Origin of the sequence: Zhongshania sp. R06B22 (genome assembly GCF_040892595.1) — a bacterium.
In the GTDB taxonomy this organism is placed as follows: Bacteria; Pseudomonadota; Gammaproteobacteria; order Pseudomonadales; family Spongiibacteraceae; genus Spongiibacter; species Spongiibacter arctica.
In genome coordinates this window covers 2,334,727-2,357,270 of the sequence record NZ_JBFRYB010000001.1, presented here as the reverse complement: position 1 = coordinate 2,357,270, position 22,544 = coordinate 2,334,727, and the positions used below count along the sequence as shown (strand labels likewise).

Annotated in this window: 19 protein-coding genes and 2 pseudogenes; 11 read left to right on the top strand and 10 right to left on the bottom strand. The window is 48.4% G+C overall.

What is annotated here, in order from left to right:
• The first annotated feature begins 39 nt into the window (after nucleotides 1-39).
• Nucleotides 40-2,412 (top strand): phosphoenolpyruvate synthase, encoded by a 2,373-nt coding sequence (ppsA, locus tag AB4875_RS10730; RefSeq protein WP_368376052.1) that lies wholly within the window; start codon nucleotides 40-42, stop codon nucleotides 2,410-2,412.
• An 86-nt stretch (nucleotides 2,413-2,498) separates the two neighbouring features.
• On the opposite strand, the gene lpxD is transcribed toward ppsA, so the two are convergent.
• Entirely contained in the window at nucleotides 2,499-3,548 is a 1,050-nt protein-coding gene (lpxD, locus tag AB4875_RS10725; RefSeq protein WP_368376051.1) for a UDP-3-O-(3-hydroxymyristoyl)glucosamine N-acyltransferase, read from the bottom strand.
• Nucleotides 3,549-3,963: 415 nt separating this feature from the next.
• On the opposite strand from lpxD, the gene AB4875_RS10720 reads away from it, so the two are divergent.
• The 6 genes and pseudogenes from AB4875_RS10720 (at nucleotide 3,964) to AB4875_RS10695 (ending at nucleotide 6,237) form a co-directional block, all read left to right on the top strand.
• A complete protein-coding gene (locus AB4875_RS10720) occupies nucleotides 3,964-4,347 on the top strand; it encodes a SpoIIAA family protein (protein WP_368376050.1) in 384 nt (127 codons plus the stop codon).
• Nucleotides 4,348-4,466: 119 nt separating this feature from the next.
• Entirely contained in the window at nucleotides 4,467-4,910 is a 444-nt protein-coding gene (trxC, locus tag AB4875_RS10715; protein WP_368376049.1) for a thioredoxin TrxC, read from the top strand.
• A gap of 65 nt (nucleotides 4,911-4,975) precedes the next feature.
• Nucleotides 4,976-5,068, top strand: a pseudogene (locus tag AB4875_RS10710) (DnaJ domain-containing protein); the annotation flags it as partial.
• 56 nt (nucleotides 5,069-5,124) lie between these two features.
• Nucleotides 5,125-5,268: pseudogene (locus AB4875_RS10705) on the top strand (J domain-containing protein); the annotation flags it as partial.
• Entirely contained in the window at nucleotides 5,246-5,935 is a 690-nt protein-coding gene (locus AB4875_RS10700) for a DnaJ C-terminal domain-containing protein (RefSeq protein WP_368377074.1), read from the top strand. The pseudogene AB4875_RS10705 and the gene AB4875_RS10700, both read left to right, overlap by 23 nt.
• On the top strand, nucleotides 5,932-6,237 hold the full coding sequence (locus AB4875_RS10695) for a chaperone modulator CbpM (protein ID WP_368376048.1): 306 nt from the start codon (nucleotides 5,932-5,934) through the stop codon (nucleotides 6,235-6,237). The genes AB4875_RS10700 and AB4875_RS10695 overlap by 4 nt, the downstream gene beginning before the upstream one ends.
• Nucleotides 6,238-6,265: 28 nt before the next feature.
• Here AB4875_RS10695 and AB4875_RS10690 read toward each other — a convergent pair whose 3' ends face one another.
• Nucleotides 6,266-7,183 (bottom strand): DUF808 domain-containing protein, encoded by a 918-nt coding sequence (locus AB4875_RS10690; RefSeq protein WP_368376047.1) that lies wholly within the window; start codon nucleotides 7,181-7,183, stop codon nucleotides 6,266-6,268.
• A gap of 326 nt (nucleotides 7,184-7,509) precedes the next feature.
• On the opposite strand from AB4875_RS10690, the gene AB4875_RS10685 reads away from it, so the two are divergent.
• Nucleotides 7,510-8,385 carry a diguanylate cyclase gene (locus AB4875_RS10685; protein WP_368376046.1) on the top strand — a complete coding sequence of 292 codons (876 nt, stop codon included), beginning with the start codon at nucleotides 7,510-7,512 and terminating at the stop codon, nucleotides 8,383-8,385.
• A 148-nt stretch (nucleotides 8,386-8,533) separates the two neighbouring features.
• Here AB4875_RS10685 and AB4875_RS10680 read toward each other — a convergent pair whose 3' ends face one another.
• Complete coding sequence (locus AB4875_RS10680) at nucleotides 8,534-11,083, bottom strand: TonB-dependent receptor (protein WP_368376045.1); 2,550 nt, start codon at nucleotides 11,081-11,083, stop codon at nucleotides 8,534-8,536.
• Nucleotides 11,084-11,146: 63 nt separating this feature from the next.
• Complete coding sequence (locus AB4875_RS10675) at nucleotides 11,147-12,313, bottom strand: alkane 1-monooxygenase (RefSeq protein WP_368376044.1); 1,167 nt, start codon at nucleotides 12,311-12,313, stop codon at nucleotides 11,147-11,149.
• Between the two features lie 208 nt (nucleotides 12,314-12,521).
• Between AB4875_RS10675 and AB4875_RS10670 the strand changes: the two genes are divergently transcribed.
• On the top strand, nucleotides 12,522-13,124 hold the full coding sequence (locus AB4875_RS10670) for a TetR family transcriptional regulator (RefSeq protein ID WP_368376043.1): 603 nt from the start codon (nucleotides 12,522-12,524) through the stop codon (nucleotides 13,122-13,124).
• Nucleotides 13,125-13,199: 75 nt separating this feature from the next.
• Here the strand turns inward: AB4875_RS10670 and AB4875_RS10665 are convergent, their stop codons facing one another.
• A complete protein-coding gene (locus tag AB4875_RS10665; protein WP_368376042.1) occupies nucleotides 13,200-13,943 on the bottom strand; it encodes a class I SAM-dependent DNA methyltransferase in 744 nt (247 codons plus the stop codon).
• 143 nt (nucleotides 13,944-14,086) lie between these two features.
• Nucleotides 14,087-16,099 (bottom strand): beta-propeller domain-containing protein, encoded by a 2,013-nt coding sequence (locus AB4875_RS10660; protein WP_368376041.1) that lies wholly within the window; start codon nucleotides 16,097-16,099, stop codon nucleotides 14,087-14,089.
• A 241-nt stretch (nucleotides 16,100-16,340) separates the two neighbouring features.
• On the opposite strand from AB4875_RS10660, the gene AB4875_RS10655 reads away from it, so the two are divergent.
• Entirely contained in the window at nucleotides 16,341-16,658 is a 318-nt protein-coding gene (locus tag AB4875_RS10655; protein ID WP_368376040.1) for a Rieske (2Fe-2S) protein, read from the top strand.
• Nucleotides 16,659-16,751: 93 nt separating this feature from the next.
• Here the strand turns inward: AB4875_RS10655 and fusA are convergent, their stop codons facing one another.
• The gene (gene fusA, locus AB4875_RS10650; RefSeq protein ID WP_368376039.1) at nucleotides 16,752-18,842 is read right to left on the bottom strand and encodes an elongation factor G; all 2,091 of its coding nucleotides are present in this window, start codon (nucleotides 18,840-18,842) and stop codon (nucleotides 16,752-16,754) included.
• Between the two features lie 129 nt (nucleotides 18,843-18,971).
• Here fusA and AB4875_RS10645 point away from each other — a divergent pair, with 129 nt between their 5' ends.
• Nucleotides 18,972-19,112 (top strand): hypothetical protein, encoded by a 141-nt coding sequence (locus AB4875_RS10645; protein ID WP_368376038.1) that lies wholly within the window; start codon nucleotides 18,972-18,974, stop codon nucleotides 19,110-19,112.
• Here the strand turns inward: AB4875_RS10645 and AB4875_RS10640 are convergent.
• The 3 genes from AB4875_RS10640 to purB are packed head-to-tail and all read right to left on the bottom strand — an operon-like array spanning nucleotide 19,109 to nucleotide 22,494.
• Nucleotides 19,109-20,014 (bottom strand): GNAT family N-acetyltransferase, encoded by a 906-nt coding sequence (locus AB4875_RS10640; protein ID WP_368376037.1) that lies wholly within the window; start codon nucleotides 20,012-20,014, stop codon nucleotides 19,109-19,111. The genes AB4875_RS10645 and AB4875_RS10640 overlap by 4 nt on opposite strands.
• Nucleotides 19,995-21,152, bottom strand: coding sequence for a JmjC domain-containing protein (locus tag AB4875_RS10635; RefSeq protein ID WP_368376036.1), 1,158 nt, complete (start codon nucleotides 21,150-21,152; stop codon nucleotides 19,995-19,997). Before AB4875_RS10635 ends, AB4875_RS10640 begins: the two co-directional genes overlap by 20 nt.
• Nucleotides 21,130-22,494, bottom strand: a complete 1,365-nt coding sequence (gene purB, locus AB4875_RS10630) for an adenylosuccinate lyase (protein WP_368376035.1) — start codon at nucleotides 22,492-22,494, stop codon at nucleotides 21,130-21,132. The genes AB4875_RS10635 and purB overlap by 23 nt, the downstream gene beginning before the upstream one ends.
• Nucleotides 22,495-22,544: the final 50 nt, after the last annotated feature.

Below are 22,544 nucleotides of genomic sequence, written 5' to 3'. Positions count from 1 at the left end.
AACCGTAATGCGGTCACTTTGTAAATTGGGAGATATCACGTGTCTGAATACGTAATCTGGTTCAACGACCTTGGAATGAATGATGTTGACCGCGTTGGCGGCAAGAATGCATCCCTAGGTGAAATGATTAGCCAGCTCTCACAAGTCGGTGTGTCGGTGCCCGGTGGTTTTGCGACCACTGCCGACGCCTTCCGCGATTTCTTGCAGCAAAGTGGCTTGAACGATCGAATTATTGCCGCGCTAGACGGCTTTGATATTGAGGACGTAAAGAATCTTGCTGTTGTGGGTAAGAAGATTCGTCAGTGGATTGTTGAAACACCGTTCCCTGAAGCTCTCAACGCGGCAGTCGTTGAAGCCTATGCCAAGTTGGTTGATGGCAACGATGCCATGTCTTTCGCGGTGCGCTCATCGGCTACCGCAGAAGATTTACCTGACGCCTCTTTTGCTGGCCAGCAAGAAACCTTTTTAAATATTCGCGGCCTCGACAATATTATGATCGCGATCAAGGAAGTGTTTGCCTCCTTATACAATGATCGCGCGATTGCTTATCGCGTGCATCAAGGCTTTGAGCACGCCGATGTTGCACTGTCGGCGGGTATCCAGCGCATGGTGCGTTCAGATACCGGCGCCGCTGGTGTTATGTTCTCTATGGACACTGAGTCAGGTTTCGACGGTGTCGTCTTTATCACTGCGTCCTACGGCCTGGGTGAAACCGTTGTGCAGGGTGCAGTAAACCCCGATGAGTTTTATGTTCACAAAGCGACACTTGAGAAAGACCGTCCTGCGGTGCTGCGCCGCAACCTCGGTAGCAAGATGGTCAAAATGATTTACGGCAGCGACGCTAGCGCCGGTAAATCTGTTGAGACCGTGGATGTTAGCGAAGACCAGCGCAATCAATTTTGCTTAACCGACGACGAAGTGCTCGGCCTTGCCAAACAAGCTATGACCATTGAAAAGCACTACGGTCGGCCAATGGATGTTGAATGGGCCAAAGATGGTGATGACGGCAAGCTCTATATCGTTCAAGCGCGCCCCGAGACCGTTAAAAGCCGCGAATCCACTACCTTGATGGAACGCTACCTTTTAAAAGAAAAAGGCGCAGTATTATGTGAAGGTCGCTCTATTGGCCAGCGTATTGGGGCCGGACCGGTGCGGGTGATTGCCGATATCAGCGAAATGGACCAAGTTCAGCAGGGCGATGTGCTGGTTACCGATATGACCGACCCAGACTGGGAGCCGGTAATGAAGCGCGCCTCAGCAATTGTTACTAATCGCGGCGGACGCACATGTCATGCAGCGATCATCGCTCGTGAGATGGGTATACCTGCAGTTGTGGGCTGCGGTGACGCCACCGAGCTGCTAAAAGACGGCACTCCCGTCACGGTATCGTGCGCAGAAGGTGATACCGGCATGGTGTACGACGGTATTCTCGATTTCGATATTAACCGCAATAAACTTGAGGCCATGCCAGAACTGCCGTTCAAAGTAATGATGAACGTTGGTAACCCAGACCGTGCCTTCGACTTCCAAGGCTACCCCAATGCTGGTGTGGGTTTGGCGCGGTTGGAATTTATCATTAACCGAATGATTGGTGTACACCCTAAAGCGCTGATGAATTACGACGATATTCCCCGCGATGTGCAGGCGGCAGTGAAGCGCCGTATTGCTGGCTACGCTAGCCCGGTAGAGTTTTATGTAGAAAAGCTGGTTGAAGGTATTTCCACGATTGCGAGTGCGTTTTATCCAAAACCCGTTATTGTGCGGATGTCCGATTTTAAATCCAATGAATACGCACACTTAATAGGTGGCAGCTTGTACGAGCCATCTGAAGAAAACCCCATGCTGGGTTTCCGGGGTGCGTCTCGCTATATTTCTGATTCATTTAGAGAGTGTTTCGAGCTGGAATGCCGCGCGCTCAAGAAAGTTCGCGACGATATGGATCTCACTAACGTAGAGATTATGGTGCCATTCGTTCGAACCGTTGGCGAAGCTAAGCAAGTTATTGAGTTGTTGGAAGCCAATGGTTTGAAGCGCGGCGAGAATGGCTTGAGGGTAGTAATGATGTGCGAGCTGCCAGCTAACGCCTTACTCGCAGAGCAGTTCCTGCAGTATTTCGACGGTTTCTCAATCGGCTCGAACGACCTAACTCAGCTTACCTTGGGGCTAGATCGCGATTCTGGCTTGATTGCTCACCTCTTCGATGAGCGCAATGACGCGGTAAAAGCATTGCTGAAAATGGCGATAGATGCCTGCAAGAAGCACGATAAATACATCGGGATTTGTGGGCAAGGTCCCTCTGATCACCCAGATTTCGCACAGTGGCTGATGGAGCAGGGCATAGATAGCGTGTCCCTGAACCCTGATTCTGTTTTGGAGACTTGGCTCTTCTTGGCAAAGAAGCTAAAGACCTAAGCCGAATCCCCCGTAAATAAACCTTATTTTCGCATTAAAGAGGGAATAGCAAAAAGGCCGCGCAAGCGGCCTTTTTTATGGGCAAATTACTCGGCAGGGTCTGTCGGCAATAAGGCTTTTAACTGTTTCTCTAGTTGCCTAATGCGGTTCGACATATCATCGAGCTGGGTATATCGCACCGAATTGCGACGCCATTTTTTCACTTCTTGCATCGGCGTTGCCGAGGCGAAAACGCCCGCTTCGGTATTGCCCTTGGTCACAATAGTGCCGCCGTGGAAGTGGCTATTGTCGGCAATATCAATATGTCCATTAATGGCCACGGCGCCGGCAACGGTGCAATTAGCGCCAATATTGGCACTGCCGGCAATGCCAACACAACCGGCAATGGCTGAGCGTTTACCGATTTTGACGTTGTGGGCAATGTGCACCAGATTGTCCATAATCACGCCGTCGTGAATGATGGTGTTGCCTAAGGCGCCTCGATCTATCGAGCAGTTAGAACCAATTTCAACATCGTCGCCAATAATAACACCACCCAACTGGTGGATCTTCTGCCAGCCATCCCGGCTTGGCGCAAAGCCGAAACCGTCAGAGCCGATAACCGTGCCGCTGTGAATGATGCAATTCTTGCCAATGCTCACCGCGTGGTAAATCACCACGTTTGGGTGAATTAGGGTGTTTTCCGCAACGCTTGCGCGGTCACCGATGCAAACACCTGGATAAAGCGTAACACCAGGCCCAATAGAAGCAAATTCGCCGACAACGCAGTTCGCAGCAATGGATGCAGTGGAATCGATGTTGGCAGTCGCCGCAATCACCGCGGAGGGGTGAATACCACCCGCCACTACCGACAGCGATTCGAACAGCGCCGAAACCTTGGCGTAGGCGAGGTAAGTATTGCTGACGATCAGCTTATTACCGGCATATTTATCTGCAAAATCAGCGCTAAGAATAACGGCGCCGGTCGAGGATGCAGGCAGATAATGTAAATACGATTCTTTATTGATAAAAGACAACTCAGAAGGCCCAGCAGTCTGTAAATCTGCAATCCCAGAGATCATATGATTTGCGTCGCCAACTAGCTCTCCATCAAGATAATTAGCTAACTCTGACAAGCTTCTTTTAGTAATACCCATGCGGCGTTCTCCGTCGATACTCAACTTATTGATTTGCTCGGAATTGAACTGCAGACCTGCAGCTCAGTAAGCACTGTGTGCAATTGGGGCGTCTACTTTTATTGGTAGATATGCTTAGCGATATTTCAGTGTGCCTAGGGATATTTTACCTGTCATGAGAGTAATACATGGACTTATTTTAGTTAAAATTTGGGATTGTGCCCGGTATATCCCACTGTGAGCTAAGCTATAAGAAAGCTAAGGCTTGTGGTTGATTTCCTCATACGGCTTATTTGTTTACAACTCTTTATAGGCGGTTTGGATCAGGGGAGCTAGACCTCAACTATTGCTACTAAGATCATTATTTGGGGCGGCAAATTCAGATAGCGACACGCTTCGGCAAACAATCAGTGTAGAAACTCAGGAAAACGTATAAATGAGCTCAGTTAATCACGGTTTATCAATAGGTATCGAATCTGTTGGTAGCGATATATTTGTTTCTTTAAAAGCTCAGGGCAAACTCAGTCATCAAGATTATGAAACCATAGGCCCGATGATCGACTCGGCGTTGGCCGCAGTCGCAGAACCAAAAGTTAAAATGCTGTTTGACGGCTCTGAGCTCGATGGCTGGGAGCTGCGGGCAGCATGGGATGATTTTAAGCTCGGTTTAAAGCATGGCAATGAGTTTGTAAAAGTCGCCCTTTACGGTAATAAACGCTGGGAAGAGATGGCGGCAAAAGTGGGTAATTGGTTTGTGTCCGGCGAGGTAAAATTTTTCGATGACTACGACCAAGCCCTATCGTGGTTAAAAAGTAGTTGAGAATTACCATAGAGCGAGAGCCACAATCGCGATTTATTAGGCGGATTATTGATCTATATCGTTTTGCGGCTTTGATAGTGGAGTAGAGTTATACACTGTCTAAATTAAGAGATTTTTCGATGAGCAATGTCAGCCATATTGTTTGTCCCCATTGCCTAGCTAATAACCGGGTACCAAGCACTCGATTAGAGCAGTCCCCAAACTGCGGAAGATGCAAAAAGTCACTATTCAACGCCCAAGCTATCAGTCTGTCTGCAAACGGATTTGAAACGATGATCAGTCGCAATGACACGCCGGTGGTGATTGACTTTTGGGCGCCCTGGTGTGGCCCCTGCAAAAGCATGGCGCCGGCCTTTGATCAGGCTGCTAAATCTTTAGAGCCATACCTACGCTTGGCTAAAGTGAATACTGACGTAGAACAGGCGGTTGCAAGTCGTTTTAATATTAAAAGTCTGCCAACCCTAGTTATCTTTTACCAAGGTAAGGAGATTGCCCGCCAGAGTGGCGCCTTGGACGCGGCGTCTATTGTCCGTTGGGTTGATGGTGTAAGCGGAAAATTATGAATAGCACTCCGAGGTTGTTTCAGCTCAAATAATATCATTGGTAACTAGCCTAGATAGGGTAAGCAATGGAATTTAAAGACTATTACAAAATTCTGAACGTTGAACCCGACGCCGACAAAAAAGCCATCAAAGTGGCTTACCGAAAGCTGGCCAGAAAGTATCATCCGACGTTAGTGATCATAAAGACGCCGAAGATAAATTCAAAGAAGTTACCGAAGCTTACGAAGTGCTTTACGATGACAAGAAACGCGCAGAGTACGACGAGCTCAAACAGTATGGCAGTCAGGAGGGTGGCTTTCGTCCGCCGCCAGGCTGGCAGCCTGGGGCTGATAGTCATGAGGGCTTTGCCTGGCAATAGCGATTTTTCTGATTTCTTCTCGTCAATGTTTGGCCAAGCGGGGCAGCATTCTGGCTTTCAGGGCCGGCGGCAACAGGCCCATAAAGGTCGAGATATAGAGACAGATCTAGCGATCTTTCTCGAAGACACTTTATCAGAAGAATCGAAAACCATTTCTTTTATGATTCCCAAATATACTGCAGACGGCCGAGTAAGCGAGGTGACAAAAACCCTAAATGTGAGAATCCCGCCGGGAGTAGAGTCGGGTGAACGCATCCGTCTCAAGGGGCAGGGAGAGCCTGCGGGCCCAACGGGTATTAATGGTGATCTGTATTTGCGTATCCGGCTAGTGCCGCATCCATTATTTGATGTTGAAGGTCACAACCTCATCGTCACAGTACCATTAGCGCCTTGGGAGGCCGCCTTGGGATGTAAACTGGCCATGCCAACCTTAGATGGCAAAATCACTATGTCTATCCCCGCCAATAGCCAAACCGGACAGCGGCTGCGAGTGCGCGGTAAGGGATTAATTAAAAAGCTATCTACCGAAAACGGTCGTGGTGACTTATATGCGGTCTTAAAAGTGGTGATGCCAAAAACCTCAAACGAAGACATTAACAAGACCTGGCAAGCACTAGCTGACAAGGCTGCCTTTGATCCACGCGCGGAGTGGAGTGAAAAAGTATGACTGACACCAAACTGAATCAAATGAATTTTGACGAGCTGTGCAGAACCGCCGAGCTACCCGAACATTTTGTACTGGAAATCGTCGAGCATGGCATCGTAGAGCCCCATGGGGATTCACCGGATCAGTGGGTTTTTAGCACCCATATGGTGATGCAAACTAAAAAGGCGGTGAGACTCCATCAGGATTTACAAATTGATTGGTCGGGTATCGCACTAGCCATCAGTCTATTGGAAGAGATAGAACAACTCCGCATAGAAAACGATAAGTTAAAACAACGGCTAAATCGATTTACGCATTATTGATTGTTATCGCTCCACAGACCGCAGCGAACTATTGCTGCTGCTTGCCATAAAACCGCGCCGCCGCCGCAAACACCCCAACCACCGCGGCACCCGCCAACACACCAATAAGGCCGTTAAATAAATTTTGGCTTAGACCGTTTGCAAAGGCGTTACTGAAAACATCCAGATGGGAGAGGGCGACGCCAAACTCAATGTAGTGATCTACGCCGTGAGTTAATATTCCACCGCCTACTAAGAACATGGCCAAGGTGCCGACAATTGTTAGGGTTTTCATCAATACCGGCGCCAACCACAGTAAAAATCCACCCAGGGATTTTACCGCCGTAGTGGCAGATTTAAGCAAATACAAGCCAAGGTCATCTATCTTAACGATCATGGCGACCAAGCCGTAGACTGCAAACGTTATCCCTAGCGCAACAATAGACAGTACCACTGCCTGCTTGGCGAACGGTGCCTGCTGCACAGTGCTCAGCGCAATGACAATGATTTCCAAACTCAAAATAAAGTCAGTACGTATGGCGCCTTTAACCCGTTCTTTTTCCATGGCGAGCAAATCGACATTGCTATCTTCTAGCAGCGCACGGCTTTGGGAATGATCTTTTGCATTGCGATGGGCAATGGCATGCCAGACTTTTTCTGCGCCTTCAAAGCACAAATAGGTACCGCCAAGCATTAGAACGGGAGTGATTAGCCAGGGCATAAATAGACTGGCCAGTAAAACAATAGGGACGATGATAAGCTTGTTGAGTAACGACCCTTTAGCCACCGCCCACACCACCGGTAGCTCGCGATCGGCGCGCAGATTGCCCACTTGCTCGGCGTTAACAGCTAAATCATCACCCAAGACCCCGGCAGTCTTTTTTACCGCTATCTTAGACATCACCGAAATATCATCCAGTAGCGTCGCAATATCATCAAAAAGGGCTAGAAGAGAACCTGCCGCCATGTAAATAACCTCTGTGATGAAATGAGTCGGGCTTGTGAATTACCGCCGAAGCATACTACATCGGTGAGATTGCCACTTAGAAGATCCGCAGCAAAAGCGCTATGAGTCGTGAGCGCTAATCGATAAGTAAGTATATATTCGAATTCAAATCGCGGACGGAAAATCAGTACAATAAAAAAGTTGTGGTCCTCGGAACGTTTGGACAGAAAGCCATACGCCGTCAGGCACAGTTATACCGTTTAATAAGCTCTTCATTCCACCCCACGCTTAAGGTTCCAGTTATTGCGTTAATGTCTGGGTAGTAGACCTAGAACGAGATCATAAATATGGATTCCCTCAGCAACCAGCAGGTTCAGAAAGTCATTTTAGAGCTTGATCAGGCCCTATCTAGCCACGAACAATGGTATAAGAACTTACAGCGCGTGTTGATTTCCCATACGGCCCCAGAGCCATCAGATCTAAAAAATGACGCCCATCTTCATTGTGATTTCGGTCAATGGTATACCAGCCCTCACGTGCAGTTTTTGCAAGAAAACCCGCTATTTATCTCGCTGGGAAAAGCCCATGAAAAAATGCATAGAAGAGCGCGACATTTAATTCAGCGCATTTCCGATGGCCTGCCTATTCTAGTCCGTGACTGGGACCCTTTCGACGATAGTATAGTGAAAATGCGGGTAAAGATTCAGGCCCTACGAGAGGAGTTTGCCGCCGTGGTGCAAAACCGAGATCCGCTCACGGAGGCAAAAACCAGAGCTAGACTGCTGACTGAACTCTGCGAACAGCAGGCACTGGTTCAGCGAGGAAAACAGCTTTGTGTGATTGCGATGGTAGATCTTGATCATTTTAAACGGATAAATGATGAATATGGTCATGCCGCGGGGGATATCGTATTGGTCTCTACCGTTAAACAACTAAAATCGCACCTTCGTGCATATGATCGAATTTACCGATATGGGGGAGAGGAGTTTATTATTTGCATGCCCAGTACCAGCGTAGAGCAGAGTCGTGAGGTCATAGAACGTATGCGCGTGGCGATTGCCGCTCAGCATTTTGACTTTGGTAAAGCACACGTAACAGCCTCTTTTGGTGTATCAGTACTGCGAGCATCTCGGACCGTTGAAGAATCTATACACTGCGCCGATAAAGCGATGTACAGAGCGAAGACAGCTGGAAGAAACCGCGTAGAATTGGACCCTGAATAAGTCAGCATCTTGCTATGAGAAGTTGAAAGCTACTTTATTCAGTTAATTGATAGATCAGTGGAAAAAGAATCTAATTTGAAAATTTTAGAACAAAAAAAAGCCGGTTTTGAGCGTCCAAACCCAAAACCGGCAAGCAAGTATCTTAGTTTTACCAGCGATAAGACGCTTGAACTGCAAAGGTTCTAGGCGGGTTAGTGAAGCCGTGGTGGGTTGTGGCTCCGGCAATTACTTTTTTGGCGACGGGCGTATCAATGGCATATAGCACGATCAGCTCATCAGTAAGGTTTTTTCCTAGTAATGCTATATCCCAGCGGCCGTCATTAGACGAAAGTGAAATACGGCCGTTGTACTGAATAAACGCATCTTGTTTCACGCGGTCGTCTAGGTTTGGCGACGGGTGATATTCATCACTGAAGATCGCGTCAAGATTAGCTCGCAGGATTAGTGAGTTACCAACTTCGCGCTCATAGCCCAGCAGTAGGTTGCCTGAATAGTCGGCGGCGTATTGGTTAGTTTTACCACTGTAATCACAATTTATGCCATTAGGATTGTCTGGTATTTGATCTTGGATACAGGTACCAAACTCGTGATCTTGAAACTCGAAATCTAAAAATGCGAGACCTGCTCCAAGAATGACATGCTCACTTAATGCGATACGACCATCAAACTCCACACCTTGGGTAACCGCTCCAGCGGCGTTACCTACGTTGAAACCTAATGTGCCATCAAAAACACTAACCTGAAGATTGTCGAACTGGGTATAGAAGAGCGCAGAGTTCAATTCAGCAACACCGTCAAATAAGCTGGTTTTTAGACCCAGTTCATAAGAGGTCGCGCGTTCTTCTTCAAACTCGAAACTACCAATTAACACTCTAGGATTGGTGACGGTGGCAGTTGGGTTCGACGGCGTAGGTTCGTCGCTTGGCGAAGCATTAGATCTGGCGTCGAAACCGCCTGATTTAAAGCCACGTCGTGCTGAGAAATAGGCCATGGCTTCATCACTGAAGTCCCACTGTACGTTCAACAGCGGCGCAAATTGCGATTCGGTGCGTTTACCCGCCAAGTCGTGACGCTCTGCAGCAAAGGTAACAGCCGCCGCAGTATCCGTCTCACCAATGGGTAAGATTGAACCATCCGGCAAGCCGAATTCCAGTTTGCGGCTACCACTTTTCTTTTCGTAGGTGTATCGGCCACCTAACGTCAGACGCAGGGTGTCGGTCATTATCCATGTGCCCTGCAAAAAGGTAGAGGCGATAATAGAGTCGCTCTTAAAGTCTCGTGGTGAGCGCAGATTTAGGAGAGAGTTACCTGCATCACCAATACCGAGTAATTCAAAGCCGCTGCTGCCGTTAGCACCGGGATCGATATCGCCGCGACCACCACCTTCTAAAAGATCTGCTGCATTAATCAGCTGAGGAACGAGTGTGGTAGAGACAACAATTGAGTCAAAGAAGTCGAGCTCGTTATATTGGAAATACGCACCGGCAATAAAGTCGAAGGTTTCACCAGGGGCTGAAATCCAGCGAAACTCTTGACTTAGTTGCTGATACTCTTCTTCGAAAACTACTTGGAATAAGGGAGCACCGGTGAAGTCACAATCACATTCTTCATCGTATTGATAAGCCATATAGCCGGTAATAGATGTGAAGGTGTTACCGTCGGAATACCAATTCATATTCACAGTAATGTTTTGAGTATCATTATTACTGAAGTCACCATTGGAGCTACGCTTGCGATCTGCGGTGTGATCCAACACCGAGTCGTCCGCCTGCAGATTCAAAATGGAGCCGTTATCTTGTAGTTGTAGCAGATTGCGAATTCCAACTGGCAATGAGCCCAGCAAACCGCCTATCGCACCTAAATCAGGGAATACGGTGTCATTTAAGATTTCACCGTAGGTCCGGCCAGTAAAAAGAAAGATGTCTGAATCGGAGGGGTTGTCGGTAAGGATCTCTGATTGGCGGCCAACAACATCAAAACTGCCCATTTCTAGTTTCAGCTTCGCATCGAAGTCATTGCCGGCATCCCATGCAAATTTAAGGCGGTAGGTTGCCTCTTTACGCGCAGCTTCGTCTCGGTCGAGTATTAGGTTTTCTACAAAGCCGTCGGTTTTGCGCTGGCGCATCGCAAAGCGAGCACTGAAACTATCAGTAATAGGGCCTGAGGCCATAAAATCGATAACTTGCTCATTGAGATCAGGCTCGTAGGTGCCTTGTACAAAAAACTCAGTTTCATTACTGGGCGACGCGCTACTGATATTAATGGCGCCAGCAATACTATTCTTACCCAGTAAAATGTTCTGTGGACCACGTAAGACTTCAACGCGCTCCAAATCTAGGAAGGGCGCGCGGGCGAGTTGGGCACGACCGTAGTAAATGCCGTCTACATACATACCCACGGATTGCTCAAAGCCCTGATTCTCGCCGGAGCCGATACCGCGGATATATATATCGGTACCAATACTTGATTCCGTCATTGTGAAGTTAGGCACATAGGCCTGTAAATCTTCGATTTTTGATAAGCCTGCTTCCATCATCTTCGAGCCGCTTATGGCGCTCACTGATACCGGAACATCCTGGAGGCTTTGTTCCCGAAGCTGAGCGGTAACAATAACTTCTTCTAATTGCGCGGCGGACAGGATTGGACTTTGCAATGCGCTAATACACATAGCGCTAACTAGCGTTGCTCTTTTTATCATTGATGGACTCCTTTACTGGCGCCAATCGGCGCCGCTTAATTCTAATTTCAAAATTATATTATATTACGCGCTGGCAGTTTTGCTGAAAGTCTCAAAATAGGACTTTAACTTTGCAATTTTAGCCGGATGTACATTTGCTTTATTAAAGTCGCCACGATGATGTGCTACCACCCTAGGATTCATGACTTTGAACCAAAGAGGTGGAAAATACGCGAGCATCATCATGGAAGCATAGCCTGAGGGTAACTGCGGGCTATCGTCGAAATGACGCAAAGCTTGGAAAGCCCGACTAGGGTGGGCGTGATGGTCTGAATGACGCTGCAGTTGGTACAAAACCAAGTTAGTAACAATATGATTGCTGTTCCAAGAGTGCTTAGGTAGGCAGCGCTCATACCGGCCGTTAGCGTCTTTCTGACGCAGCAAACCGTAGTGTTCAACGTAATTGATCACTTCTAGCAAAGAAGCACCCAATACTGCTTGTACAACTAAAAACACTAGGGCCATCCAGCCTAACACAATGGTACAGGCGCCAAAAAAGAGGAGTGTCATAGCCCAGGCTTGTAAAACGTCGTTTCGCCAATGCCAAAACCCCAAGCCCTTACGTTCAAGACGTTGAGCCTCTATTTCGCAGGCTGAGCGGAGGCTGCCGATAACAGTACGCGGTAGGAAGCGCCAGAAGCTTTCACCCATTTTGGAGCTGGCGGGGTCTTCAGGGGTAGCTACCCGGCGATGATGGCCGAAATTGTGCTCAACATAAAAGTGACCGTAAGCAACAGGGGCCAGAGCCAGCTTCGCTAGAAATTGGCTGAATGCATCGCGCTTGTGACCTAATTCGTGTCCCGTGTTTATGCCAATACCGTTCACATAGGCACAGCTGAATAGGCCAGCGATAATTCCCAGAGGTCCTAGCTCAGTGCAGGCGAACCAGACCGTAATCAAGGTTCCCGCATATTGCAGAGGTATATAGGCGTAAACAATATACTTGTAGTAATTGTCAGCTTCTAAATTAGCGACTGCCGATTCCGGCGGATTTGAGTGATCGGTTCCAATCAAGAAGTCGAGTGCAGGTATAATCAAATACACAATAAGTGGCGTTAGCCACCAGCCCCAGATTTGCCCTGTTTGTACATAAACAAGAGCGCCTAAAACGGGGAAAAGTGGTACCAGGAGTCCCAGTGACCAGAGGTAGCGTTTGGGGTCGCGCCACTGTGCTTCACTTTTTGCATTCATAAAGATTTCAGCCTTATTATGTTTACATACGTAAAAATCGAATTTAAGCTATAACTTAACATGTGTCAAGTTAATGATATATCCATTTTCTATGTCTCAATTAGTTATAGATGGGCATTTGTAGCCGATTTGTCGTACCATCGCGGCCTATCATTAAAGGGTCACTACAGGTCCTGCCAAATAAATAAGCTTGAATAATGGAAACTGTATGAGCACAAGTAAGCCAAAGCAAAGTCGAAAGGGAAATCGAGAAAAATTAATGAATGCCGCGCTAGCGCTGCAGGCACAAGACCAGAGCGGCTTATCTGGTATTAGCCTGCGTCGTATTACTAAAGCCTGCAATCTAAGCCCGCCCGCGTTCTATAGCCATTTTGCCTCTATGGAAGAGCTAGGTCTGGCGCTAGTTAACGATGTCGGCATTACATTGAGAGAATTATTGAAAGGGGTGAGGGATGCGGATACCGAGGAGTCTGTTATTGCCGCGTCGGTACAGGCAGCATTTGGCTATATCCGTGGCAATGAATCTTTATTCATTCTTATCGCTCGCGAGAGAGCAGGAAGCTCTGCATTAATTCGAGCCGCAATTCGCACTCAGGTGAAAATGATTGTTGCTGAAATGGCAGGGGATTTTCAAGAGCGAGAACTCTTTAGCCGCTTTAATATAGTAGAAAAGGAAGCGGCCGTAGCCGCAGTCGTGTCGCTGGGATTGGGCTTAATACCTGATTTGCTTGACGTATCTCGTGACTCGCCCGCTGAAGGCGATGCACTGCTGTCACAATTTGTATATCAGGTGCAGTTTATTTTGTCCTGATAGGGTTCGGGATTCGGGGTTCGGGATTTAGAGTTTAGTGCTGGTGGCCAGGACAGCCATGGCTGCGCCGCGGTACTATAATTTTACGCATACGAAGAGGGCGTTTCCTGAACTGCGATTCCAAGGGACGAGCTTTTCGTAGTCATGTTCAAAAATATGGACGTCAAAATACGGTGATAGCAGCGCCCGCAACTCCTCAAAACTGACTGCCACCATTGGGTGTTCATCCTGCCAGGATTGGGTGTTATTTGCTGTGGTTTTTTGAATACTGAGCTTTAGGCTTTGTTCTTCACCCTCACCACAGTAAAACCATTTCGAGCTAAAAATAAAGTCGCTGCCCCCTTGTTTCGCCGTGTGGCTGGTAGACGAGCTGTTGTCGATTTTGGTTTTGTCTACGCTATTAAAACAAAACACTCCCTTAGCCTCTAGGGCTGTATGGCTGCGTTTAATACAGTCTTTAAGTCTTTCGACCGTAGCGCTGTAGTGGATGGAGTAGAGAAAGCAGGTGATCAAATCAACGGGGGCTGACACCGTAAAATCGCACATATCTTGCTGGCTAAATTGCGCTTTGGGGCAGTGCCGCTGGGCAATATCTAACATCGGCTGATTGAGATCTATGCCCATGCTAGCGTAACCACGGTCGATAAGATGGCTTATATGCGGGCCGGTACCGCATGCTAAATCCAAGTGCCTAAGACCCTGATTACCGAAGATTTGCTGCAGTCTATGCGCTGTATCACTCTGGGCTTGGTAGTCAATGTCGGCGCACATCAGATCGTAGCAGGCTGCCAAATCGGTATAGAGGATAGTCTCGGACATGAGAACAGACACCGGCGTTTTTCGGGGGCGCAGTATAGCAATTGCCGGCGTTTTGGAAACCAAAAAGAAAATGGATAAGCGTGCAGTTATCCACCTTTACGCCCTCGTAGCTACTTAGCTTGGCATTTGGAATAGCTGCCGTATTATTGGGGACCTGTTTGCACATCTGGTGACGTCCACAGTGCCGACCAAATATAGTCCCCAGATAGAAAGTAGACCGCATCGTCATGTATTACTGAACGATTCTGACCACCGTACCAATTTTCCCTGGGGGCAGGGCTGGCAATAATGTCACCAATTAAGTCGAGACTTGCAGCAGCGGAATTTGACTTACCGTTTATCTCCAAAAGATACAGGCGATTCTCATTCACATAGCCAGCTTGCTCGGTGTTGTAGGAAGACTTCACCGGCACAGTAAAGCGGTCACTACCGTCGGGGTGCTGCAGATACGTGAATGCATGACGGTTGTACTGGGCCTCAGAATAATTCCAGCCGCCGTCTTTACCCAATAGCTGGGTGGCCAGCTCGATAGGGTTGGCGATGTCGGCAACATTAAACAAACTGAGCTTCACCAAACCCTGATTCTGCGCCGATTGTCCCAAACCCAATAACAATTCATTGTTAACCGGGTGCAAAAAATCTGAGAAGCCGGGTATCTCCAGTTCACCCGCAATATAGGGATCTTCAGGATTGCTGAGATCCAGCACATACAAAGGATCTATTTGTTCAAAGCTGACTAGGTATAAGCGCTCATCTAAAAACCGCACGCCGTAGAGAGATTCATTGGGCTTGCCAAGCTCGGCTGGACGGGCCGCGTTGGGTAGTGTCGATATCTGCTCAAGGCGCAAATCGTCGTTAGATTCTTGCAGAATAGTCAGCTGGTGATCGCGAAGGTCATCGCCATCGCCGGTATAGCGAGTGGTGACAAGGCGTAATTGATTACCTTTTTCCGACATCCTGAAATCGACTTGCCCGCGCCCCCATAAATGTCCTGGGACATCTGCCGATCCTCGATAGGCTGGTTTGCCGGCGCCAAGTCCAAATTTATGGATGCGGGTCCCGCCTTCGCTGCTGCTAAACGTCGGCTGGCTAATATAGAGTGCGGAAGACGACATATAGATTCCCGAGGCATCTTCGTTATAGCAGGTGGTTTGGGCGTTGCCGGGGCTACTTAAGGGAACTGCCGTGATGCTGGTAATAACGGGGGAACCGTATTTGTTTGTTTGGTCATCGCGGGTGATCAGACAATCCTGAGCAGTGAATAGTGGCCGCGTTTGTTCGTTAATAGTGATATTCGGAATGATGTCCGCCGATGTCGTATTAGCGAGGGTCTCCCTATTGGCGCTTACTTCTTGCTCACTAGCGGGGTAGTAATAAATATTGTCCCAATAGGGAGTATGACGGCTGAGTAGATACAGCGTGTCGCCAATACGACGACTATCGACAAAGCCGCCTTCAAGCCGGATATCCCACATCTTCTGGATATTTTCGATGGTGGCGGTGTTGTATATTTTTACCGCCAGTGACTGCTGTCCCCAGGGCGCTATGTCCCGCCAAACATCACCGTAGCTGCCGTAGTATTGACTGGTAGAAATACTAATTAGGCTATCACCCTGAACATATAGTCCCTGCACGTATTCACCGTCATCAAGCGGGATCGTCGTTACTTGCTGGGCAGTGGCGATAGTTGGGCTGGTACTTAAAATGCGAATACTGGCTGGGTTCTGTGGGTCTTGCGGTGCGACTAAGGCATCGCTTGCAAAAGCTTGATTACCTTGGCTAATAAAACAACAGTTTTGCTGTAGGGTAGGGACGATATAAAGGAAGTCACCATCATATTTTAAGACGTCAAATTCATCAACGTTGTTTTCGAGAGTATAGGTACTTGAATAGCCGCCGGAGGAACCATCATTTGCAGCTGCGCCTTCAGACGCCTGCGGCGCTGCTGAGACTTGGTCGTTGCCATTGTTTTGTGTATACAAGGTTTTAAAGTGCGTCACGAACTCTGCTTCGCTACTCACTGCACGTAACAGACTATTTGATTGCTCGGTGCCGGCAGTCTTGCCATTGCCGCCACCGCAGGCCACTAGCATCATGGCAAGAAAGCTAGTGGCAAAAATTGACCTGGCATTAGTAGTTCGTGTACCGATATCCATTGCGATAGTCCCAGTGATGTCCCAATGTTGGCTTAGCCCTGCGAATCGGCCCTAATCTTGCGCCACTGCAGCTTTAAACTTGTACTCTATTCCTTAGTTTAGTCCGGCGGCAGCTAATGTAAATTGCTAGTTGCCCTTAAGGTCTTATTTTCAGCACTGTCTCAGGCCTATATCGTGAAATGCTTACAGTCATCATAGGCTTTACGGTAAGCTTGCGAAAACCCCATGACATTCAAGGCTTATGCGTTATTACAGCTTAGAGAAATACATCAACTTGTTTGACGGCTATCGCAAGGTCTTTAAGATTGATAGTCATCACCTAATGCTGTTGCAGCTGGATGGCGATCGCTATTTGATCGAAAGCAACTGTCCGCATCGTGAGTATCCGCTGAGTAGTTCGGATGTAGACGGCATGGAACTGGTATGTCCGCAGCACGGCTATCGATTTGATATACAAAGCGGGGCGCTAAAACATTTCAGCGAAGAACCTTGCCGGAACTTGCTGTGCTTTGATCTTGTCGATAGGGATAACGAAGTGGGAGTGATGCTGGATTATTAAAGAAGGAAATATCGAAGCGCGTTAAATAGAGCACATAAAAAAGCCCGGACAGTATTCACTGGCCGGGCTTTTTTCGGAAGCTGACTAAGTAAATTACTTAGCTGCAGCCGCTTTCTTCTCTTTCTCTTTGGCAATAATGGTCTCAGACACGTTCGCTGGGCAAGCCGCGTAATGAGAGAATTCCATTGAGAACTGACCACGACCAGATGTCATCGTGCGCAGGGTGCTGATGTAACCAAACATTTCAGAAAGTGGTACATCTGACTTTATGCGTACGCCACTTGAGTTTGGCTCTTGACCAGAGATCATGCCGCGACGACGGTTTAAGTCGCCGATAACATCACCTACGTGATCTTCTGGGCTGTAAACGTCAACTTTCATTACTGGCTCAAGAAGTTGTGGGCCGGCTTTAGGCATAGACTGACGGAAAGCGCCTTTGGCAGCAATCTCAAACGCGATAGCTGATGAGTCAACTGCGTGGAAGCCACCATCAACTAGCGTCACTTCAACATCCAGAACGGGGAAACCGGCCAGAGGGCCTACACCCATCATAGAGCGGAAGCCTTTTTCAATGGCTGGGAAGAATTCCTTAGGAACATTACCACCGACCACTTTAGAGATAAATGTGAAACCAGTGTTCGCCTCGCCCGGCTTAACAATGTAATCGATCTTGCCGTATTGACCAGAACCACCAGACTGCTTCTTGTGAGTGTAGCTGTCTTCAATTTCTTGAGTGATAGTTTCGCGGTAGGCAACCTGTGGTTGGCCTACTGTCAAATCAACACCGTAGGTACGCTTAAGGATGTCGACTTTGATATCCAAGTGCAATTCACCCATTCCTCTCAGAATAGTTTCACCTGAGTCTATATCGGTTTCAACGCGGAAGGTGGGATCTTCAGCAACCATTTTACCGATCGCAATACCCATTTTCTCAGTTGAACCCTTATCTTTAGGCGTAACCGAGATAGAGATTACGGGCTCTGGGAATACCATCGCTTCCAATGTACATGGGTGCTTTGGATCACACAGGGTGTGGCCAGTTTGCACGTTTTTCATGCCCACAATAGCGATGATGTCACCAGCTTGTGCATGGCTTAACTCATTGCGCTCGTCAGCTTGCATTTCTACCATACGGCCAACGCGTTCTGACTTGCCGGTGAAGGAGTTAAGAATGGTGTCGCCTTTATTCAATTTACCAGAGTAAATACGAATAAAAGTAAGAGCGCCGAAACGGTCATCCATAATTTTGAATGCCAAAGCGCGGAAGGGCTCATCAGCAGACACGATCGCGAATTCGCCGTTGGCGTTACCTTCTTCGTCAGTCAAAGGCTGCGGATTAACTTCGGTAGGCGTTGGCAAGTAATCAATAACAGCGTCCAACAACAACTGCATGCCTTTGTTTTTAAAGGCAGAACCACAGTATGTTGGGAAGAAGACTAGCTCTAAGGTACCTTTACGGATACACAGATTGATGTCTTCAATAGAAGGTTGCTCACCTTCCATATAGGCCATCAATAGGTCGTCGTTCATTTCAAGCGCGGTTTCAACAAGTTGCTCGCGATACATTTCAACGTTATCAACCATGTCGGCTGGAACGTCTTCTATAGTGTAGTTTTCTGGCTGTCCAGTTTCATCCCAAATATAGGCTTTACGGGTCAACAGATCGACAACGCCTTTGAAGGAATCTTCGGCGCCAATCGGCAAAGTCATGATTAAGGGCGTGGCGCCCAATACTTTTTTGACTTGATCAGTTACGCGAATGAAGTCGGCGCCGATGCGGTCAAGTTTGTTTACAAAGATAAGACGCGATACTTTCGAGTCGTTGGCATAGCGCCAGTTGGTTTCTGACTGAGGCTCTACGCCGCCAGAACCACAGAATACGCCGATGCCGCCGTCGAGGACTTTCAGAGAACGATATACTTCTACCGTAAAGTCGACGTGACCAGGTGTGTCGATAACGTTGAAACGGGTATCTTTCCAAAAACAGCTGACTGCCGCTGACTGAATGGTAATACCGCGCTCAGCTTCCTGTTCCATGAAGTCAGTGGTTGATTCGCCTTCATGAACCTCACCGATTTTATGGATTTTACCGGTCAACTTAAGGATACGCTCGGTAGTCGTGGTCTTACCGGCATCAACGTGGGCGAAAATACCAATATTTCTGTAACGGGATAGATCAGTCATAGCGCTCTCTGGATAAACTGGGTTGAAAATTAGGCGGGTAATGTACAGCAAATTAGTAATTTTTGCTTGCAGAAAATGACAGAAGAAGGCGTTTGAGTGCATTTATTTGCGAAAAAATGAGCAGAAGGTATGAAAAAGGGTGTTTCGCGATATATCTACAAGAACTATGGCCTGAATTTGTCGCGTTTTCAGTGGCTTGGTGGCGAAATAAGCCCTCTGGTAAGAGCTCTATTTAGTGACCGACTGCAGGTAAGTATGAACGCCGATTAATAAAGCCTGCGTAAATGTCGCGCCGGCTCTCCACGCTCCCACATCCGGTCAAAGCGCTCTTGGTAATCTTTTACTTTTGGGGGTAGGTGATAGCTACACCACGCAGTGTTTGGCGCATTCTCTGGATACGCGAAGATACCGTTGCGATCTGCAAGTAGAAAAAGCTCATCTAATTCCGGCCGAAAGTCCGGTGGAAGCACGCGTAAGGGTAGGGCTGAGGGCAATCGTTGGCTAAGCGCCACCAGGGGGTGGCGGCTTTCTCTAAGGGCGGTCTCATGACAAATTAATAACCGTATTTCGCTTTGCCGGTGTCGTCGGGCAAGCACCGACAATACGCTAACGATGGCGTCATTGGCATATAGCTCGGGTTCAAGTGCAGCGCTAAATATACGCAGGGTTCGCCGTGCCTGAGCGCACAAATCCAACACTGTTGCGGCGCTGTCAGCCGGCACAAACCGAGGACTGTCTTGCCCCAGCTTGCGATGCTCACGCAATAAAAGTTGCATGGATTGATGGGGGATACCGGCATCCATAAATATATCGCCGTAGGCGGTAAAACCGGCTTCAGCATAAAAGCTGATGGCGTGATCTTGGGCAGCAAGACTAAGTATTCGCCAGTCTTGGTCTTTGGCGTAATCGATAACCGCATTTAAAAGCGCCTTGCCAACGCCCTGTCCACGGTAGCCGCTGCGCACAGCCATGCGACCAATACTGCCATTGCCAAGCATTCTAACGGTGCCTACCGCGCTCTCATCGATACATGCCAGCCAGTGATGACAATAAGCGTCATGTTCGTCAAGCTCGAGCTCAATTGGAACCGCTTGTTCGGCGACGAAAACCTCATGACGTATGGTGCTGAGCTCGGTGCTTGAAGTTTGCCAATCAGTCTTGCGTATCATCATAGAAGCATAAAGTGCCATTGCAGAATAAGGCGTACATCATATCTTGGCTCAAGCGGTGAGCAATATCGATAGTAATCCCACATTCTATTTCACACAAAGCTTTAACGTCGTCGCGCTGATCTTGTGGATAGGGAAAGGCCAATCCGTCGGCAAATAGGTAGTCATCGTCGAAGGCCAGTCTAGCCCCCAAGCGCAACTGCAAGGGCTCACCGTCGGTCAGCGCTAACAGAAATTCTTCTAGACTTAGCGAGTCGTCGACGAAATTTTCCTGATCTGGAACACGGGTCATCATTTCGCCAAACCAGCGGCCTAGGTGGGCATCGTTATCGATATGTTGCAGTATCAGCGATTTTACGTGCTGACGAACATCAGCGGAGATTTCGGCGGGGTGGGCCTTGGCGTCAAGCTTCGGATCTTGGTAGCGGATTGATTCATCAAGGAAGCTGGCAATGTCATCACCATAATCGCTTAATAAGCTTGCCTCCGACGGGGCCCTGAAGCCCACCGACAGTGTGATGCAGTCGTCGCCTTCGGCAATGCCCCAGTGGGCCACTCCCGGAGGAACATAAAGCACATCACCGGCGTCGAGCAGGTATTCTTGCTCAACACTAAAATCTTCCAGTAAGCGCAAACCCGCCTGGCTTGCCAGTGGCGTATGCGCGGAGCAATGGCCGCCCACTTTCCAGCGTCGGCGACCGCTGCCCTGCACTAAAAACACGTCGTATTGGTCGTAATGGGGACCAACATTGCCGCCGTCGCAGGCGTAGCTAACCATGATATCTTCGGTGCGCCAACGTGGAATAAAGCGGAAGTGAGCCAGTAATTCTGCCAATTCCGGCAGGTAGTGGTCTACGCTTTGAACCAGCAAAGTCCACTTGGATGCAGGCAAGGTACTGAAATCGGCTTCTTTAAAGGGCCCATTACGCAATTCCCAGGCGCCATCTTTTTCAATGACAATACGACTATCAACGTCGTCTTCGCAAGCCAGGCCGGCAAGTTCGTCGCCGTCTATTGGGCACTGAAAGTTTGGCAGCGCATCTTTTATAAGCAGCGCTTCGCGCTGCCAAACCCGGTCTAAAAAAGCCTGAGGATCAAAGTTTTGCAGCGCCACGGCATTAAATCCGCTTTGCTTGGACAACAGCATTGCCGATGTAGCTTGCTGGGGTAAGCTCGCGCAATTCAGCTTTTGCCGCGTCTGGCATATCTAGGCCATCTACAAACGCCTTTAAGATGTCTGCAGTAATACGCTGGCCGCGGGTGAGGGCTTTTAACTTTTCGTAGGGTTCTTCGATGCCGTAGCGACGCATAACAGTTTGAATCGGTTCCGCGAGCACTTCCCAGCTATCGTTGAGGTCTGCGGCAATACGGACAGTATTGATTTCCAGCTTACTCAAGCCCTTCATCGTCGCCTGGTAGGCCATCACACTGTAAGCGATACCAACGCCCATATTACGCAATACCGTTGAGTCAGTTAGGTCGCGTTGCCACCGTGAGATTGGCAGTTTTACCGCCAAATGATGAAGTACGGCATTGGCGATGCCGAGATTACCTTCTGAGTTTTCGAAGTCAATGGGGTTAACTTTATGCGGCATGGTAGAGGAGCCAACTTCGCCGGCAATGGTCCGCTGTGTGAAATAACCCAGGGAAATATAGCCCCAAATATCGCGATCTAAATCAATTAAGATGGTATTGAAGCGGGCGATTGCATCGAATAATTCTGCAATATAATCATGGGGCTCTATTTGGGTGGTGTAACGATTCCAGTTAATGCCGAGCTTGGTAATAAAGTCTTCCGCATTGGCTTCCCAGTCGATGTCGGGATAGGCCGACAAGTGAGCGTTGTAATTACCCACCGCGCCGTTGATTTTTCCCAGTAATTCGACTTCAGCGATTACCTGGCGCTGGCGCCGCAGACGCGCCACCACGTTGGCGAACTCTTTACCCATGGTGGTGGGGCTGGCAGTTTGCCCGTGGGTGCGAGATAGCATTGGCACTTCGGCAAACTCATGGGCTTGATCTGTGAGCTTGGTGACAATGGCATCGCACTCAGATAATAATATTTCACGGCCTTCACGCAGCATTAGAGCATGTGACAGGTTGTTTATGTCTTCTGAGGTGCAGGCAAAGTGAACAAATTCTGAAATCGCCGCGAGCTCAGCATTGCCGCTAATCGCTTCTTTTATATAGTACTCAATCGCTTTAACATCGTGATTGGTCGTAGCTTCAATATTCTTTACTTTCTGCGCGCCACTTTCGTCAAAATTGGCAATTAGACCTTCTAAAACCGCATTAGCGTCACTGCTCAGGCTTGGAACTTCAGTGATTGCGACGTTTGCAGCCAGTTGCTGTAGCCAGCGCACTTCCACAATAAGACGATATTTGATCAGTCCGAATTCACTGAAAACGGGGCGCAGGCTAGCGGTTTTGCTGCCGTAACGGCCATCGACAGGTGAGATGGCAGAAAGCGCGGATAAGTCCATATTGAATACCTTTTCTATAGCGGGGCGGGCAGTTCGGAAAGCGCGCAATA

Bases quoted from the DNA above. Each gene is read 5' to 3' on its own strand.
- lpxD (WP_368376051.1), bottom strand. From the start codon at position 3,548: ATGGGTATTACTAAAAGAAGCTTGTCAGAGTTAGCTAATTATCTTGAT.
- AB4875_RS10720 (WP_368376050.1), top strand. From the start codon at position 3,964: ATGAGCTCAGTTAATCACGGTTTATCAATAGGTATCGAATCTGTTGGT.
- trxC (WP_368376049.1), top strand. From the start codon at position 4,467: ATGAGCAATGTCAGCCATATTGTTTGTCCCCATTGCCTAGCTAATAAC.
- AB4875_RS10700 (WP_368377074.1), top strand. From the start codon at position 5,246: ATGAGGGCTTTGCCTGGCAATAGCGATTTTTCTGATTTCTTCTCGTCA.
- AB4875_RS10695 (WP_368376048.1), top strand. From the start codon at position 5,932: ATGACTGACACCAAACTGAATCAAATGAATTTTGACGAGCTGTGCAGA.
- AB4875_RS10690 (WP_368376047.1), bottom strand. From the start codon at position 7,183: ATGGCGGCAGGTTCTCTTCTAGCCCTTTTTGATGATATTGCGACGCTA.
- AB4875_RS10685 (WP_368376046.1), top strand. From the start codon at position 7,510: ATGGATTCCCTCAGCAACCAGCAGGTTCAGAAAGTCATTTTAGAGCTT.
- AB4875_RS10680 (WP_368376045.1), bottom strand. From the start codon at position 11,083: ATGATAAAAAGAGCAACGCTAGTTAGCGCTATGTGTATTAGCGCATTG.
- AB4875_RS10675 (WP_368376044.1), bottom strand. From the start codon at position 12,313: ATGAATGCAAAAAGTGAAGCACAGTGGCGCGACCCCAAACGCTACCTC.
- AB4875_RS10670 (WP_368376043.1), top strand. From the start codon at position 12,522: ATGAGCACAAGTAAGCCAAAGCAAAGTCGAAAGGGAAATCGAGAAAAA.
- AB4875_RS10665 (WP_368376042.1), bottom strand. From the start codon at position 13,943: ATGTCCGAGACTATCCTCTATACCGATTTGGCAGCCTGCTACGATCTG.
- AB4875_RS10660 (WP_368376041.1), bottom strand. From the start codon at position 16,099: ATGGATATCGGTACACGAACTACTAATGCCAGGTCAATTTTTGCCACT.
- AB4875_RS10655 (WP_368376040.1), top strand. From the start codon at position 16,341: ATGCGTTATTACAGCTTAGAGAAATACATCAACTTGTTTGACGGCTAT.
- fusA (WP_368376039.1), bottom strand. From the start codon at position 18,842: ATGACTGATCTATCCCGTTACAGAAATATTGGTATTTTCGCCCACGTT.
- AB4875_RS10645 (WP_368376038.1), top strand. From the start codon at position 18,972: ATGAAAAAGGGTGTTTCGCGATATATCTACAAGAACTATGGCCTGAAT.
- AB4875_RS10640 (WP_368376037.1), bottom strand. From the start codon at position 20,014: ATGATGATACGCAAGACTGATTGGCAAACTTCAAGCACCGAGCTCAGC.
- purB (WP_368376035.1), bottom strand. From the start codon at position 22,494: ATGGACTTATCCGCGCTTTCTGCCATCTCACCTGTCGATGGCCGTTAC.